This window comes from Streptomyces yamdrokensis (genome assembly GCF_053890455.1).
The window spans coordinates 6378325-6393897 of the sequence record NZ_CM132679.1; the positions used below are offsets into that span (position 1 = coordinate 6378325).

20 protein-coding genes are annotated in these 15573 nt (G+C 69.9%); all 20 read right to left on the minus strand.

The window, feature by feature from the left end; all coding sequences use genetic code 11:
• Positions 1-27: 27 nt before the first annotated feature.
• The 20 genes from ACWZEH_RS28140 to ACWZEH_RS28235 all read right to left on the minus strand — a co-directional run bounded on the left by ACWZEH_RS28140 (position 28) and on the right by ACWZEH_RS28235 (position 14921).
• Positions 28-240, minus strand: a complete 213-nt coding sequence (locus ACWZEH_RS28140) for an MbtH family protein (RefSeq protein ID WP_406724669.1) — start codon at positions 238-240, stop codon at positions 28-30.
• Positions 241-308: 68 nt separating this feature from the next.
• Positions 309-929 (minus strand): 2-hydroxychromene-2-carboxylate isomerase, encoded by a 621-nt coding sequence (locus tag ACWZEH_RS28145; RefSeq protein WP_456193872.1) that lies wholly within the window; start codon positions 927-929, stop codon positions 309-311.
• A 101-nt stretch (positions 930-1030) separates the two neighbouring features.
• Complete coding sequence (gene fabG / locus ACWZEH_RS28150; RefSeq protein WP_456193873.1) at positions 1031-1777, minus strand: 3-oxoacyl-[acyl-carrier-protein] reductase; 747 nt, start codon at positions 1775-1777, stop codon at positions 1031-1033.
• A gap of 9 nt (positions 1778-1786) precedes the next feature.
• Entirely contained in the window at positions 1787-2266 is a 480-nt protein-coding gene (locus ACWZEH_RS28155; protein WP_456193874.1) for a 3-hydroxyacyl-ACP dehydratase FabZ family protein, read from the minus strand.
• Complete coding sequence (locus ACWZEH_RS28160; RefSeq protein ID WP_456193875.1) at positions 2263-2709, minus strand: 3-hydroxyacyl-ACP dehydratase FabZ family protein; 447 nt, start codon at positions 2707-2709, stop codon at positions 2263-2265. Before ACWZEH_RS28160 ends, ACWZEH_RS28155 begins: the two co-directional genes overlap by 4 nt.
• Positions 2709-2948 (minus strand): acyl carrier protein, encoded by a 240-nt coding sequence (locus ACWZEH_RS28165; RefSeq protein ID WP_456193876.1) that lies wholly within the window; start codon positions 2946-2948, stop codon positions 2709-2711. Before ACWZEH_RS28165 ends, ACWZEH_RS28160 begins: the two co-directional genes overlap by 1 nt.
• A 56-nt stretch (positions 2949-3004) precedes the next feature.
• Positions 3005-4105 carry a beta-ketoacyl synthase N-terminal-like domain-containing protein gene (locus tag ACWZEH_RS28170; protein ID WP_456193877.1) on the minus strand — a complete coding sequence of 367 codons (1101 nt, stop codon included), beginning with the start codon at positions 4103-4105 and terminating at the stop codon, positions 3005-3007.
• Positions 4106-4127: 22 nt separating this feature from the next.
• Positions 4128-4517: a hypothetical protein gene (locus ACWZEH_RS28175; RefSeq protein WP_456193878.1), complete on the minus strand. Its 390-nt coding sequence runs from the start codon at positions 4515-4517 to the stop codon at positions 4128-4130.
• 32 nt (positions 4518-4549) lie between these two features.
• Positions 4550-4957: a hypothetical protein gene (locus tag ACWZEH_RS28180; RefSeq protein ID WP_456193879.1), complete on the minus strand. Its 408-nt coding sequence runs from the start codon at positions 4955-4957 to the stop codon at positions 4550-4552.
• Between the two features lies 1 nt (position 4958).
• Positions 4959-5315: a hypothetical protein gene (locus ACWZEH_RS28185; RefSeq protein ID WP_456193880.1), complete on the minus strand. Its 357-nt coding sequence runs from the start codon at positions 5313-5315 to the stop codon at positions 4959-4961.
• Positions 5312-6298 carry an acyl-CoA thioesterase family protein gene (locus ACWZEH_RS28190; protein WP_456193881.1) on the minus strand — a complete coding sequence of 329 codons (987 nt, stop codon included), beginning with the start codon at positions 6296-6298 and terminating at the stop codon, positions 5312-5314. The genes ACWZEH_RS28185 and ACWZEH_RS28190 overlap by 4 nt, the downstream gene beginning before the upstream one ends.
• On the minus strand, positions 6295-7146 hold the full coding sequence (locus tag ACWZEH_RS28195; protein ID WP_456193882.1) for an alpha/beta fold hydrolase: 852 nt from the start codon (positions 7144-7146) through the stop codon (positions 6295-6297). Before ACWZEH_RS28195 ends, ACWZEH_RS28190 begins: the two co-directional genes overlap by 4 nt.
• Positions 7146-8099, minus strand: coding sequence for a beta-ketoacyl synthase N-terminal-like domain-containing protein (locus ACWZEH_RS28200; RefSeq protein WP_456193883.1), 954 nt, complete (start codon positions 8097-8099; stop codon positions 7146-7148). The genes ACWZEH_RS28195 and ACWZEH_RS28200 overlap by 1 nt, the downstream gene beginning before the upstream one ends.
• On the minus strand, positions 8096-9241 hold the full coding sequence (locus ACWZEH_RS28205; protein ID WP_456193884.1) for a beta-ketoacyl synthase N-terminal-like domain-containing protein: 1146 nt from the start codon (positions 9239-9241) through the stop codon (positions 8096-8098). Before ACWZEH_RS28205 ends, ACWZEH_RS28200 begins: the two co-directional genes overlap by 4 nt.
• On the minus strand, positions 9235-10497 hold the full coding sequence (locus ACWZEH_RS28210; RefSeq protein WP_456193885.1) for a beta-ketoacyl-[acyl-carrier-protein] synthase family protein: 1263 nt from the start codon (positions 10495-10497) through the stop codon (positions 9235-9237). Before ACWZEH_RS28210 ends, ACWZEH_RS28205 begins: the two co-directional genes overlap by 7 nt.
• Before the next feature lie 60 nt (positions 10498-10557).
• Positions 10558-10812, minus strand: coding sequence for an acyl carrier protein (locus ACWZEH_RS28215; protein WP_456193886.1), 255 nt, complete (start codon positions 10810-10812; stop codon positions 10558-10560).
• A 178-nt stretch (positions 10813-10990) separates the two neighbouring features.
• Positions 10991-11764: a thioesterase II family protein gene (locus tag ACWZEH_RS28220; protein WP_456193887.1), complete on the minus strand. Its 774-nt coding sequence runs from the start codon at positions 11762-11764 to the stop codon at positions 10991-10993.
• Between the two features lie 49 nt (positions 11765-11813).
• Positions 11814-12749 (minus strand): ACP S-malonyltransferase, encoded by a 936-nt coding sequence (locus ACWZEH_RS28225; protein ID WP_456193888.1) that lies wholly within the window; start codon positions 12747-12749, stop codon positions 11814-11816.
• A gap of 266 nt (positions 12750-13015) precedes the next feature.
• Positions 13016-14011 carry a helix-turn-helix transcriptional regulator gene (locus tag ACWZEH_RS28230; protein ID WP_456193889.1) on the minus strand — a complete coding sequence of 332 codons (996 nt, stop codon included), beginning with the start codon at positions 14009-14011 and terminating at the stop codon, positions 13016-13018.
• Positions 14004-14921: a helix-turn-helix transcriptional regulator gene (locus tag ACWZEH_RS28235; RefSeq protein WP_456193890.1), complete on the minus strand. Its 918-nt coding sequence runs from the start codon at positions 14919-14921 to the stop codon at positions 14004-14006. The genes ACWZEH_RS28230 and ACWZEH_RS28235 overlap by 8 nt, the downstream gene beginning before the upstream one ends.
• Positions 14922-15573 lie beyond the last annotated feature (652 nt).

A 15573-nucleotide genomic window follows, 5' to 3' on the forward strand; every position in this document is an offset into this window, starting at 1 on the left:
GGGTCGCGCCCCCTTGCGATGCCCTTGTCAGGCGTCCATGGCCATCGCAAGGCTCTTGGGCCGCATGTCGGTCCAGTTCTCGGTGATGTGGTCGAGGCATGCCTGCCGGCTCTCCTCGCCGAACACGATGGTCCAGCCGGCGGGCACTTCGGCGAACGCGGGCCACAGCGAGTGCTGGTTCTCCTCGTTGACCAGAACGTAGTAGCTCGCGTTGTCGTCTTCGAACGGGTTGGTCGCCATGTCGGGCTCCTTCGTTGCTGAGGGTGGGCGGGTCGGGGGGGCGGATGGGGTCGGGGTGCGGGGCTGGTTCAGGCGGTGCGGGAGCGGACCGAGGCGACGAAGCCGGGCAGCCGGTCCACACCCCAGAACTTCTCGTAGCCGTCGATGAAGAACGGAACTCCGAAGACACCGTCGCGCGAGAGCGAGTTGAGGGCTCCGAGACCGTGCTCGCGGACGGCCGGATCGTCGCACGCGGTGGACAGGCGCACCGGGTCCAGGCCGAGCTGCTCGGCGATGTATGCGATGACGGCCGGGTCGGAGATGTCCTGCCCCTCCTCCCATCGGGCGCGGTAGACCGCCGCGATGAACTCCTGTCCATGGCCGAGTTCGTCGGCCACCAGGTACGCCAGGTGCGATACCTCCCACCGGGGGCGGCGGTCGACCGGCCACACCATCTCCAGGCCGCGGTCGCGGGCGAGCCGCCGCACGTCCTGGAGGATGTAGAGGTGCTTCTCCCGCGACATCGCCACGTACGGCAGACTGATGCCGGCCTGCTCCAGGTGGCCGCTCGCCTCTGCGTCCGGCTCCCAGAAGGGCAGCCAGTCGATGCGTTCCGCGACGTCCCGGTGGTGGGCCATCAGGTCCCGGTAGGCCATCCACGAATAGGGGCTGCGGAACGAGAAGTACCAGCGTGGCTTCCGTCGGGCCATCACCGCCTCCAAACTTGCTGAGTGCTGCCGCCGGCCACGGACGGGCCGGGGGGCGGACGGCCGGGTCCTTCGGGCCGTCCGGTGGTCAGAGGGTCAGAGGGTCAGATGGTGATGCCACCATCGATCTGCAGGACGGAACCGGTGATGTACTCGGCCCGGTCCGACACCAGATACGCGACGAGGTCGGCCACCTCCTCGGCACGGCCCATGCGACGCAGCGGGATCGTCCGGGTGATGTCCTTGCGTGCCTTGTCGTTCATCGCGGCGACCATGTCGGTGTCGATGAACCCGGGGGCGACGGCGTTGACGCGGATCCCGGAGCGGCCGACCTCCTTGGCCAGCGACCGGGAGAAGCCGATGATGCCGGCCTTCGAGGCGGAGTAGTTGCTCTGGCTGGCGTGGCCGTACACCCCGGCCACCGAGGAGATGTTGACGATCGCGCCGGTGCGACGCTTCATCATGGAGAAGACGACCGCGCGGCACAGGTGGTAGACGCCGTTGAGGTTGGTGTCGACGACCTGATGCCACTGGTCGTCGTCCATCAGCACCAGTGGGTTGTCGCGGGTGATCCCGGCAGCGGTGACCGCCGCGTCGACGGAGCCGAGCGTGCCCTCGGCCTCCTCGACGAAGGAGCGCACGGCCTGGCCGTCGGCGACGTCCGTCCGCCGTGACATGACCCGGACGCCGAACTCCGCGGCCTCCTTCTCCACCTGCCGGGCCGCCTCGTCGTCGGCGCGGTAGCAGAAGGCGACATCGAAACCGTCGCGGGCGAGGGCCAGCACGCACGCCCGTCCGATCCCGCGTGAACCACCGGTGACGAGCGCCACCCGGGAAGTGTTGTCCTGCATGATCTTCGCTCAGCTCGCTTCGGGTCTCAGAACGTCTGCCGGACGGAAGGCCATGACGATCCGGCCGACGGTCATCACCGTCTTGCCGTCCACCAGGCTCTCGCCCTCGAACATCACGGTGTCGTCCACCCGGCGTCCGGCGAGCACGCGGTGCTCCATGACGTCGCCGGGCAGGACGGTGCGGTGGAACTCGACCCCGGTCATGCCGCCGAACAGCATGACCTGCCCGGTCAGCACGTCGGGGTTGGGCGCGTCCCAGGTGGCCAGCAGGCCTGCGGACTGGCACCAGGACTCCACCATCAGCGATTTCGGATAACCGAAACCCTCCTCGGGGGTGTCCGGGCCCAGGTTCGCGTACCAGGGCTCGTTGCAGGTGACCGCCTTGAGGGCGGTCAGTGAGTGGCCGGGTTCCACCTGGGTGACCCGGTCCACCAGCAGCATGGGGTAGCGGTGCGGCAGCCTGCCGCGGATCTCCGTCTGCCCGTTCACGCCGACGCTCCTTCCGTCGCACGGCGGTAGCGCAGACGCACCGACGCGGCGTCGCCCCGGCCGGAGCGGATCTTCGCCCGGCACTGCCACGCCCCGCCGTCCACCGGCTTCCAGCCGATGTCCGCGGTCAGCTCGTCGCCCGGGTAAACGGGCCCGGTGAACCGGGTGCTCTCCACGGCCACGAGCTCGGGCTCGGGCTCCTCGGCGGGTGCCGTGGCGAGGACGCTCAGGTGCACGTACTCGACAAGACACACGCCGGGGAAGATCGGGAAGCCCGGGTAGTGGCCCGGGAGCACCGTCTCGTCCGCGGACACGGTGAACCGGGTGGAGGTGCTCCCGTCCTTCTCCGACGGCCGGACCTCGACGGTCCCCGAGAGCGCTCCGGCGAACCGGGACGCGTCGGGTGCCGGGGCGCCCGGACGCGGCTCGGCGAGGACGTCCATCAGACGGCCTGCAGCTTTCCGGTCAGCAGGTCGTAGGCGCTCTGCAGGGTGATGATCTGCCGCAGCTCGGACTCCGGCAGCCTCACCCCGTACTTCTTCTCCAGGACGACCACGATCTCCAGGGCCAGGAGGGAGTCGACCTCCAGGTCGTCGACGAATTTGACGTCGTCGGTGATCTCGGTGGTGTCGACGTCCAGTACCTGCGCGATGATCGAGCGCAGTTCTTCCTTGTCCAGCACGGTGGTACCTCTCTCAGCGTTTCGTTCTTCGGTTTCGGCGGCGGGGCGGACGGCGGTCAGCGCAGCCGGAGCAGGGCGCAGCCGACGGTCCCGGTCCGGTCGACGGAGGTGACGAGGCCGACCTTCCCGGCCACGGCGCGGTTGTCCTCCGCGTGAGCCAGCAGGGCGGCGGTCTGGAAGGCGGCGGAGGCGGCGCCGGTGTCGCCGATCAGCGTGACCTGGGTGAGGTCGGCCGCGTCCACGCCGGCCAGCAGCTCGCCGACGGCCGCGGTCTCGGCGTCGCCCTCCGCCCCGGGAGCACCGGAGCGGGCGACGGCGGTGATCTCCGTGAGGTCGACGCCGGACCGGCGCAGGGCGCCGTGCAGGCAGGCCATGAGGCTGCCGGTCACGTCGTCACGGAGCACGACGCCCATTTCGACGGCCAGGATCTCGGCCAGCACCGGCTGTCCGGCGTCCTCGCCGGCCGCGGGCTCGACGAGGAGTACGGCACAGCCCTCGCCGAGCGGCGCGCTCGGCGCGCCGTCACCGGAGTGGTGTTCGAGCCAGGCGCGGGCGGTGGAGTACTCCTCGGCGGCGCCGCACAGCACGGTCTGGGCGTGGCCCGCGGCCAGCAGCCGACGGGAGTAGTTCAGGGCGTGCAGCCCTGCCGCCCGGCCGCCCGCGATGGTCGTGTTGGGGCCCTTCAGCTGGTACCAGATGGCACTCTGGCCGGCCGCGCAGTTCATCACGGTGTTGGGGAAACGTGCCGGGTCGACGAAGAACGGCTGGTCGCCGGTGAGGGAATCCCGCGTGAAGTCCATCATGCTCTGGGCACTGCCGGTGGTGGTGCCCAGAGCCAGCGCGGCGCCCTCGCCGGTGCCGACGACCCGGCTCCGTTCGGTGTCGTCGAGCAGAGCCCCGACGGCGGTCACGGCCAGTCCGGTGACCCGGTCCATGGACCGGGTGCCCTTCTTGCCGAGTACCGTACGGACCTCGAAGCCGGGGACCACGCAGGCGTCGCCCCGGGGCCCGGCGGGCTCGGTGTCGGCGAGCGCGGAGACGGTGGGGCGCCGCTCGCGCACTCCCTCGGCGAACGCGGTCCGGCCGATGCCGAACGGCGACACCGCGGACCACGCGGTGATGACAGGGCGCCCGGCGCCCGTTGCGGTGGTGGTCATGTCCGCCACGCTTCCCTTCGGTTCACAGGTAACAGACCATTCGGTACTCGGGCCAGCGCAGGGCCATGTCTCCGTCGGAGGCCGTCAGCACCCCGTCCAGCAGCCGGTCCGGGGACAGACCGTGTGCGGCCAGGCCGGACTCCTCGGCGTGGACCCGGACCCCGGCGTCCATGAGGGTGCGCAGGTCCCGCCGGGGGTCGGTGAGGGTGTCCAGGGTGCGGCTGCCGATCCGCAGCGCGGGGACCGGCTCGGCACGCACGCCGTAGGTGACGGCGCGTCCGCGCAGCAGCACGTCGAGCCCGCCGAGCTGACGGTTCAGCTCCACCGCCAGGTACAGGGCGTCGAAGAACTGCTTCTCCAGCGCCCCGCGGTAGGCCTTCTCCACGATGGCCAGAGTGCGCCGCTGTGTCATGCCGGTTCCCTCGGTGCTCTGTCCGCCGGCCATCACAGGACCCCCACCTGAAGGGTGCGGCCGGCCGCGGCCACGTTGGCGCCGTAGCCGGACGGGGGCCGCATGACGACCTGCGGCAGGTGGTCCACCGCACCCCGGTCGTCGCTGCAGAACCGGCAGCCGTACCAGTACAGCCGGCCCGGAAACGTTTCCAGCATGTCCTTCACCAGGGCGGCCGTGGACGGGTACACCCGGTTCCAGTTCGCCAGGTTGCGCGGCTTGTCCTCACCGAGCGGGTTCTGGGTGAGCAGGGTGGCGTAGCCGCACGCCCACACCTGCACGGCACGGCCCTGTTCCAGCAGTGCCTGGACCAGGCGCAACGCGCTGGTGATGCGCTCCGACTCGTGCGGTGATCCCATGAGGGTGATCAGTACGTCGGTGGGCGGAATGCTGCGCGCCATGTCAGTGCCACACCGCCTGTACATCGGGGCCGGTGATCCAGCCGGCCAGTTCGTCCATGTCGGAGACCGTCGCCCGGGGACGCAGCGGGAGATGCTCGATCCCCCGCTGCACAAGGGAGAAGCGGTCGACGGCCAGTCGGCCGCCCGCCTCCTCGAAGCGGTCCAGGTCCTCGTCGGTCCCGGGCCGGGCAAGGAGGCAACCGTCCTCCACCAGGTACATCAGCACCGGGTACCCGGCCCGGGCCTGCGCCGTGGCGTCGTGCCGCAGGCCGGCGTCCACCGGGGCGCACGGCCCGTGACTCTCGATCAGCAGGATCCGCGGCGTCCTTTCGCCGCTCCCTCCCCAGGCGTCGTTCACGGCTGCTGCTGCTGCTGCTGCTGTGCCGTGCCGTTGAGCGCGTCCAGCACGTGCTGGTCGAAGTTCTCCAGGCTCCAGTCACGACGGTTCTTGATGACCGCGTAGCCGTGCACGATGGTGCCCGTGGCGGTCTTGAGGAGGCTGCCGTCGCGGACGACGTACCAGTTCATCCGGGTGGTGTAGGTGAAGTCCTTGAAGACCTCCTCCACTTCGTAGGTGGTGTAGAGGTCCTCCTCCATCATCGCCTCGTCGAGGATCCGGATCTCGGACCGCGGTACTACGGGAATCCACCGGCGGTCGTCCAGCAGCGTCTTGATGGAGATGCCCCGGTCCGCGACGAACCGGTCCTTGCCCTCCTCCATCAGCCTCAGGTAGCCGGACATCTGGAGGCGCTCGGTGAAGTGGCAGTACGGGTACGGAATGTTCCACTTCCAGCCGTAGGCGTTCTTGCCCTCCAGCAACTCCTCCAAGATCGTTTCCTCGGAGGTGAACGGGGTGAGCGGCGCGGGCTCCAAGTCGCCTCCGAGCCGGCCGACGGCGAAACGGGCGACCTGCTCGGGCACCTCGTCCGCGGAGTCGAGGTAGGTGTCGATCCGCAGGGACACGCGCACCTTGGAGGTGACGGCCTTCAGAATCTCCCCGTTGCGCTCCACGTGCACGGTCACCTTGAAGCCCAGCGTGCCGTCCGCGTCCTTGGTGAACGGGACGACCTCGGCGGTGGCGACGTCGTCCATGTGGAAGGCGTGCAGGATGCGGGTGTCGATCCCGACGAAGTCGAGGCCGAGGCCGTGCTCCTCGTACAGGCCGCGGGCCGGAAGAGCGGTCTGCCGGAAATGGTCGAGGACCGCCTCCTCGACCATGTAGTTGACGTGCTTGAAACCGATCCAGGTGCAGATGTTGGAGCCCTCGTAGCGGGGGCGGACCTGGACGGAGGTCGTCTCGGTGAGGAGCGCCTTGACGGCGGGCTCCGTGACGATGGTCATCGACGGTGCTCCAGAACTGTGTCGGGGACGGGCCCACGCTGCGGAGCGCCGGTCCCAAGGGAGTTGACGAACGTGACGGTCTCGGAGGCGAACCGTTCCGCTTCCTCGATCATCGGGAAGTGCCCGCAGTCGGGGAGAACGAGTGCTCGCGCGTCCGGCAGTGCGGCGGCCAGCGCCACACTCTCGCCGGGCGGTGCCGCGAAGTCCTTCTCGCCCCCCAGTACCAGACAGGGCACGGTGACCCGGCCCGTCCGGAGCTGCGGAGTACGCAGGTAGAGCTCGAAGAAGCGCAGCCAGCCGTACGGGCCCACCCGGTCCCGTACCCGCTCCCCCATGGCCGCCCGCAGGGAGGCGGGAAGCCGGTCACCGGAGTGGACCCGCAGGCCCTCCTCCATGATCAGGTGGAAGTCGTTGAGGTAGTAGCTGATGGTGTCCCAGTCGAACTCCTCGGCGGTGCGCCGGTAGAACGGCGAGACCAGCACCAGGCCGCGGATCCCGAACCGGGCGAGTGCGTCGCCGCCCCGCCGGCTCTCCCGGTCGACGAGGTCCAGCAGGACGTCCGCCGACATGGAGTGTGCCACCACGATCTCCGGGCCACCGGGCACCGCGGCCAGCGCCCGGGTCAGGGGACCGACGAGATCACCGTCGGTCCCCCAGTCGGGCACACCCTCGGCACTCCAGGGAAGCCGAGCCGTCCACACCTCGTACTCGGGGGGCAGCAGCGCGACGCCGGGGTCCCAGACGCTGTCGTTCTCCGCCAGTCCGTGGACCAGCAGCAGCCGGGGCCCGCCGGTGGCGGCGGTGCGCCGGCGGACCGACTCGGTGCCGAGGCCGCCGGACGTGGACATCAGAGGGTCTCCGGGACCGGGGGTTCCAGCAGCACGAGGCCGGCCGAGGCGTCGTCGGCGTCGGTGCCGCAGACCGCGAACACCGGCCCCTCGCCGCACTCGTCGAACAGGCCGACGGCCGTCGCGCATTGGAGCACACCGAGCGCGCCAAAAGCGCGGCCGGAGTGCTCGGGCAGGGCGATCCGCTCCACCCCGGGCAGCAGGCCGGCGCCGATCCCCTCGGGAGCCGTGTCAGGAAGGTGCCACCACGCCGGATCCGGCACACCGGAGGCGGCCAGCCGTTCCAGGACCGCCCCGACACCGGCTCCGCGGACGTACCGGCCGAGCACGGCGCGGACCCTCGCGCCCCGCGTACGGGCCGCTTCCGCGTCCTCCAGGACGACGGCGGCGCCTCCGTCGACGGCGTGCCCACCGCCGAGCAGCCGGCGTACGACGTCGTTGTCCGGCTCGACGCCGATGACGAGGACCCGGTCCACGCGGCCCGCCGTGATCATGGTTGCGGCCCAGCTGACCGCGTCCAGACCGGAGGTCGCGCCGTTGCACACCATCAGGTTGGGGCCGCGCAGGCCGTAGCGGATGGCTGCCGAGGAGGCGATGACGTTGCTCGACGCGTTCGGCAGGTCCATCGGGCTGGTCGCCGAGACGGTGCCCTCCCGCAGGGTGTCCAGCGCGCGGACGACCGTGTCCAGGTTGCCGTAGTTGGAGCTGACGACCACACCGACGTCCCCGCCGGACACCGTGCCGTCCTCGCCGAGGAGGCCGGCGTCGGTCAGGGCCGCGGAGGTCAGGCAGTAGCCGAGCTGGGTGGCCCGGTCCTTGTAGCGCAGGCCCTTCCTGCCCACCAGAGCGGCCGGTTCGACCGGCCCGGCGCCGGGCTCGGGGCCGGCCGCCAGTGCCTTGGCACTGTCGGCCCCGGGGAGCAGGACGGAGACTCCGCTGACGACGACACTCACGGGGTGGCCTCCACAAGGGCGACGGCGTTGATGCCGCCGAATCCGAACGCGTTGAGCTGCACTACGTTCATCGATGCGGACGCGGCCTCACCGGTCACGAAACGGAACCGCGAGGCCTCCTCGACCGGCCGCTCCAGACCGACGGTGGGCGGCACACGTCCCTCGTTGAGGGCGGTGACGCCCATGACCAGACCCATCAGCCCGGACGCGCCGGAGGTGTGGCCGGTCATCGACTTGATCGCCGTCATCAGCGGACCGCTCGCCGCGTCGCCCAGCGCGTCGGCCATCGCCGTCGCCTCGGCCTCGTCGTTGAGCAGCGTCCCGGTGCCGTGCAGCATCACCAGGTCGATGTCCTTCGGCTTGACGCCGGCCATGTCGTACGCGCTGCGCATCGCCTTCGCGATGCCCTCCGGGGAGGGCGCGGTGACGTGGAAGGCGTCACAGTTGACGGCGACGCTGCGGAGCAGCGCGTGCGTCCGCCGGTCGTCGGTCTCCCGGCTGAGGACGACGGCGGCGGCGCCGTCGCCCATGAGGACTCCGGTGCGGTCCCGGTCGAAGGGCCGCACCCGGTCCGGCGGTGTCGGGTGAACCCGCTCCAGCAGGCCGTACATGCTCTCGGTGAGCACGTCCACACCCGCGACGATCACCGTGCCGGGGGAGTGGTCGCCTTCCTCCGCCAGCAGGTCCGAGCCGAGTGCCAGCGCGTACAGGGAGGCGGAACAGGCGTTGGAGAAGGTGTGCGTCACATCGGCGTTGAACCGCTCGCGCAGCGCGGTGCCGAAGTGCAGGCCGGTGTCGTCCAGGTCGGTGTCCTCGCGCCACCACAGCTCCAGGGAGCGCAGCTCGCGCAGCCCCGTCCCGATGAGAATCGGGATGCCGGAGAGGTCCTCGCCCAGGCCCGCTTCGGCCGCCGCCTGGGCGATCGCGTCGATGAGCAGCGCGGTGGCGCGGGCGGGTACGTCCTTGCCCTCCGCGGGGCGGTTGTCCACCTCGTAGGCGTGCTGCGCCCGGAAACGGGTGCGGTCGAACCCGCGCAACTCGGCGCGACCGGTGATTCCCTGGCACAGGTTCTCGAAGAGTGTGCCGACACCTCTTCCGGTGCTGGCCACAGCACCCATGCCGATGATCGGACGGCTCAGCATGCTTCCTCCTCAGGTCGGTCGTACCGGCCCAGGAGGACCACGGCGTTGTTGCCGCCGAAGGCCAGTCCGTTGTTCTGGACGACCTTGAGGTCGGCCTCGACGGCCTTGTTCGGCACGCAGTCGACGTCGCACTCGGGGTCCGTGGTGACGTGGTTGATCGTCGGCGGGATGAACCGGTTGGCGATGGCCAGTGCGCAGCCGATGGCGCCCAGGGCGCTGGCCGCGCCCATGCTGTGACCGAGCATCGACTTCATGGAGACGGTGCGCGGCGGGGTGCCGAACACCTCGCGGATCGCGCCCGCCTCGGTGATGTCGTTGGCCTTGGTCCCCGTCCCGTGGGCGGAGATCAGGTCCACCTCGGACGGTTTCACGCCCGCGTTGTCCAGGGCGAGTTCCATGCAGCGGGCGACACTGGCCCGGTTGGGCGCCACCTGGTGGTGGGCGTCGCAGTTGAGGCCGTATCCGAGCACCTCGGCGTAGATGGTGGCGCCGCGTTCCAGGGCCGACTCCAGCCGTTCCAGAACGAGCACTCCGGCGCCCTCGCCGGTCAGGATTCCCTTGCGGTCGGCGTCGAACGGCCGGCAGTGCTCCGGCGCGATGGTCCCCAGCCGGTAGAAGCCGGTGAACGTCTTGCGGCACATGGCGTCCGCGCCGCCGCAGAACGCGTAGTCCGCCTCGCCGGAGCGCACCGCGTCGAAGCCGTAGCCGATGGCGTAGTTGCCGGCGGCGCAGGCGGTGGGAACCGTGACGGCCTCGACGTCGGACAGTTCGAGCTCCTGGGCGATGGCGACGGAGAGCCGTCCGGCGGGGACCCTCCCGGCTGCCATCGGGTCGAACGTCTCCGGGCCGTCCTTGAGTTCGGCCTCGACCAGCTGATCGAGGTCGTAGGACTCGCCATCGGTGGTGCCGATGGAGATCAGACCCCGTCGGCCGCGCAGGTCGGCAGCGTCGAGGCCGGCGTCCTCCAGGGCCATCCGGGCCGCGGCGGCCGAGAACTGCGCGGCCCTGCCGAGCTGTTCCGCATCCAGGGTGCGGATCCAGTCCAGCGGTTCGAAGTCGACGATCTCGCAGCCGTTGGCATGGGCGAAACCCTCGGTGTCGAACACGGTGATGGGCCGGGCCCCGCTGCGGCCCTCCTTCAGTCCTCCGAGAAACTCCTTCACCCCCAGCCCGATGCTGGAGACCACTCCGAGCCCCGTCAGGACCACCCGGTGCCGTCCCGTTGCCTCCGGACCGGTGTCGTGCACTGCCGACATGCCTACCTCCTTGTCCACGTCCGACCTACGCGCGCGCCACCCGGAGGCGTCGCGGACGGGTCACCAGCCGGCCGGCTCCCCAACGACCTCGTACACGCCCGTGAGATTGACCATGCGCGGCAGTTCGGACTGGTTGATGACCACGCCGAACTCCTTCTCCAGGGCCGCGAGAATCTCGATCGCGCGGAGCGAGTCGGCGTTGTGTTCCTCCTTGAAGAGGCTCGTTTCCGAGACCTCGTCCTCCTCGATCTCAAGGATGTCGCAGACGATTTCCTTGATGACGACGAGACGCTCTTCACGCGTTGCAGCAGCCATGCTGATACCTCTCTCATGAATTGCCGAACGGGCAATTCCAGTAAGTTCCTGACGATTTCTAAGCCACGGCTATCCGCTCCGGCAAGCCGCATTGCACAAAGCTGCCAAGCAACGTCAGGGGTTTTTCTGCGGGCAGTGGGTACGGACAGGTTCCGGCAGGGTCCGGCCGTGGCCTGACTCAGTGTCGGCGCAGCCGGGACGCCAGGTCGGCGACGAGCTCGTCCCTGCGCGGCGCCAGGTAGAAGTGGTCGCCTTCCATCACCTTGAGCTCGAAGCCCTTCGGGGCGACGCCCGCCCAGGCGGCCACGTCCTCCACGGTGACGTTGGGATCGCGGTCCCCGACGTATCCGATGACCGGGCAGCGCACGGGCAGGGCCGGCCGGGGGCCCTTCTCGGCATACCGCCCGACGATGGAGAAGTCGGCCAGGAGCGCGGGCATCACGAGTTCTCGCAGGTCGGGGTCCTCCAGCAGCGCGGCGTCGGTGCCGCCCAGCTTGCGGACCTCGGCGAGAACCGACTCGGCGCCGTCCAGGTGTGCGGTACGCGGCCGCTGCCCGTGGGGAGGCCGCTGGCCGGAGACGAGGAGCACGCTCGGGCTGAAGCCGTGCTTGCGTTCCAGGCGGACCGCCACCTCGTAGGCGAGCGAGGCCCCCATGCTGTGGCCGAAAAGTGCCAACGGCTTGTCAAGGAGGGGCAGCACGGCCGCGGTTACCGCGTCGGCCAGCTCCTCCATGGTCTCGAGGCAGGGTTCGGCGATCCGCTCCTGGCGCCCCGGGTACCGGGCGGCGAGAACCTCGACGTCGTCGCCGAAGGCGTCTCCCCAGGAGTGGTAGAAACTCGCCGAACCACCGGCGTACGGCAGGCAGAGCAGTCGCATACGGGTGGGGGCGGACGGGGGGTAGCGCCGGAACCACGTCGCGTCGCTTCCGGGGGTGTGTTTCAGGGTGTTCATGGCACCGGGCTTCTTGTATCGGGGAGTTCGGTACGGAGCGGCGGGGGAGTCACACGGCGGTGAGGCCCTCCAGGGAGCCGGGACCGTCCACGGGGATCACCTCGACGTCGGGATCGATCCGGCGGATCAGGTTCGTCAGCACACGCCCCGGGCCCAGCTCGACGAGCCGCCGGCATCCGAGCCGTCCGGTCAGGGTCCGCACGCTCTCCTCCCAGCGCACCGGGGAGACCAGCTGGCGCACGGCCAGTTCGGCCCAGTTCCCGTCGCCGGTGTACGGCTCGGCGTCCACGTTGGCGACCACCGGAAGGTGTCCCGGGGCGAACCGCACGTCCCGCAGGGTCCGGGCCAGCCGCTCGGCCGCGGGCGCCATGAAGGGACTGTGGAAGGCGCCGCCCGCGGAGAGGCGGATGAGTTTGGCCCCCATGCCCGGAGCCAGTTCCGCCGCCCTCCCGATGCCCTCCGCGGAGCCGGAGAGCCCCGTCTGGCCGGGGGCGTTGACATTGGCCACCCACACGTCGAGCCCTTCGTCCCGTACCTCGGCGGCCAGCGCCTCGGATTCCCGGAGCCCGGTCCCGACGAGCACGCCCATGGTGCCCGGACGGAGTCGCTCGGCGTCCCGCATGGCCTGCCCCCGGTCCGCCACCAGGGCGACGGCGTCCGGCAGCGTGAGCACTCCGGCCACCGTCAGCGCCGCGTACTCTCCCAGGCTGTGCCCGGCGCACGCCACGGCGCCGTCCAGCGCCCCGCACCGCGCCGCCTCCGCGTGGGCCATCAAGGCCACCGTGAAGACCGAGAGCTGAGCAAGGTCGGTGCGGCGCAGCACGTCGGTCGGGGTCCGCAGCAGCAGTTCCTCGACGTCCTCGCCGCAGTGCCGGGAAACCTCACCGGCCAGGCTCCACGCGGCGGTGTCCCGCCAGGGTTCACCCATGCCTTGACGTTGCGTCCCCTGTCCGGGGAATACCAGACCGATCGGCGTCGGGGTCAACTTTCCACACCTTCCAGGCGGCGCAGGGACAGAGACGGGGGCCCGCACCCGGCTGTTGGTCTCGGGTGACGGGCCCCGCCCCCGGTGCGCCGCGGGCCGAGGAGTGAGGGCCCAAGAGGCCCCGCGGCGCACCGGATCGCCGGCGGCACGGGAAACGCGCGGGCCGCCGGAGCTCTCGGGTCAGGGGTGTCCGGTCGTCCGCCCGGGGCGGACGCCGTCCGTGTCGTCCCTGTCTAACCGGCTCCGTCAAAAGGGTGCAACGACGGCTACAGGAAGCTGCCAGTGTCGAACCGGCCGTCGCGAGGAGGTGTGCCGTCCGCGTCGCGTACGTCCGGTGCCGCTCCCTGGGCCGGCACGTCCTGCCGCCGTGCGCCCCGCCGGGCCGGTGGCCCGGACGCCCCCTTGGCCGGTTTGGCCGACGGGCGAGCGGAACTCTTCCGGCCCTTGGGCAGCAACCCCAGCTCGGCCGCCCGGACCCCTGCCTGGAAGCGCGAACTCGCTCCGAGGAGTGCCATGATCTCCGCGACGTAGCGGCGATAGGTGCGCACCGAGACGGAGAGCTCGCGTGCGGCGACCTCGTCGGTGATGCCGACCTGAAGGCAGTTCAGGATCTGCCGGGCCACGTCGGCACGGTCGCGGTCACCGAAGTCGATCCGTTCCTCGACCCGGACCGCGTGGCGCCAGAGTCCTTCGAAGAGGGTGCCCAGCGTGCCGATCACGGTGGTGGCGCGGATCACCGAGGCCTGTCGCCCGATGACCGCTTGCGAGGTCACCAGGGCAGCCGCCCCGTCGACGATCATCACCTGGAGCATGGGTACCCTGGCCACCCGCACCTCGTACCGAAGGCTCTTCAGCATGTGGGGCTGGACCACGCCGCTGTCGAGCATCGCCTGGGTGCACAGGAGCCGCAGTCCGATGTTCTTTCGGCTGGTCTCCAACTCCCAGTACACGGAGTTGATCGCCTCGACGTGCTCCGAGTCGGCCAGCACGATGTCGATGGTCCGTTCGGCCTCGGCGACAAGCCCGAGGGCTGCTGCCGCCACCTCGCCGACGCAGGCGGGGACGTTGGTGATCAGCGAGTCCCGCACGACACGGTCGCGGTGCTTGGCGACGGTGGCCTCGATCAGCCGACGGACCTCCATGAGCGTCTGCTCCAGGTCGTCCGCGGGCTGTTCGTCGAGTTGCCCGGTGTCCTCGCTGTGGCTCCGAGGGCCCTTCGCGGTGGCAGACCGCGGCCGTTCACCAGGATAGGGATCAGCCATGATGTTGTGATTCCCTGCCGGGCTCTCTGCCGGGGGCATCGTCGCGCTGCGGCAGCAGTGCCATCTCCACGGCCCTGACCCCGGCTTGGAAGCGGGAGTTGGCTCCCAGCTCTTGCATGATCTCCGCGACGTGACGACGGTACGTGCGCAGGGAGACCCGGAGTTCGCGTGCCGCCACTTCGTCGGTGCGGCCCATGCACAGCTGTTCCAGGATGCGTCGTACCGACTCCGTCCGCATGCGCGCACTCGTGCGCTGGTACTCGGCGAGCGACCGGGCGTTGGCCCAGGATCCGGCGAACAGCAGGTCCAGGGCGCGAGCCGACGCCGTGTCCTTGATGATCGCTGCGTCGCACGCCTTTCCGGGAGAGGTCGGCATGAGGGCGACCCGGCTGTCGACGATCAGCATGCCGCGCAGCTCCCCTTCGTTGACCCGGATCTCGTACCGGGGGTCCCGGAAGTCCTCGACGCTCGGCCTGCAACTGTTCACCGCCTGCGGCGTGCACAGCAGTCGGATGACCGGGCCGCCCGTCCCGCCGCCTGCCGCCCGCTCTTTGGAGGGTGTCGCGTGGGCGGCGAGCGCGTCGAACACAGCAGACGCGTTCTCGCCGGTGGACAGCGACACGGAGACGGAGTGACGTGCCAGTCCGACGAGCCGGGTGACTGTGCCACCGATGTCGGTATCGCCCGTGCGCAGGACGAGGGATTCGCGCACCGGCCTGGTCCGGTGCAGCGACATCGTCGATTCGATCAGCGCACGTGCCTGAAGCAGCGCGCTTTCCATCCTGCTGATGCCTTCGGCCGTGTCGATGGTGCCGTCGGCCGGACCCGCGGCCGCCCCGCCCGATGAAGGTTTCCCGATCACGACGGAAACCAGTTCTTTACTATGGGTTTTCAACGTGGAAGTCTTCATTGCGCCGATTATTCCCCGTAATTCTCAGCGAGCAGAATCCTCCGCCCTGGAGGATGAAGTTGGTAAATCCGATGGCAGGAATTGTATTCCTGCCGAAAGGTATATAGGGACTCCTGACCGTTAACTTTGCCTGAACAGTCATCCATTCATCGTCAATCTACCTGTTGAGGTAAAGCGATTCACGACACGGCGGACGGGGCTCGGGGCGGACCAAGTCCGCTCGACTCCGGAGCTCAGACATTATGGGCTGGCTGCGAGCCAGTCAACGTCGGGGCGCAGGCATAGTCCAGGTAAAGTCACGCCTCCCGGTGGGTCTTGCGGATCATTGCACCCAAAACCTCCGGCCGGGTTGTCAGCAAGTTGCAGCACTTCCGGTGGGCGCCATGGAACCGGCTCCGGGTCGGGTACGGATAGCATCCGAACGGTGACGTCCAGTCATTGTCACGGTGTGTCCCTGTCCACTTACTGCCATCTGTCGTCGGCCTGCCGAGTGGCCGACCTGGCGTCTCGGTACATGACCGCACCCCGGACCGGTACCGAATCAGCCAGTGGATCCCCGGGCGTCCAGGAGGCGCCGGACGGGGCGACCGTGTGGTGGTGGCGGGGGGCGACGGCGGTCCTGGCCGCGGACCTCGCCCTCCTGGACGACTCC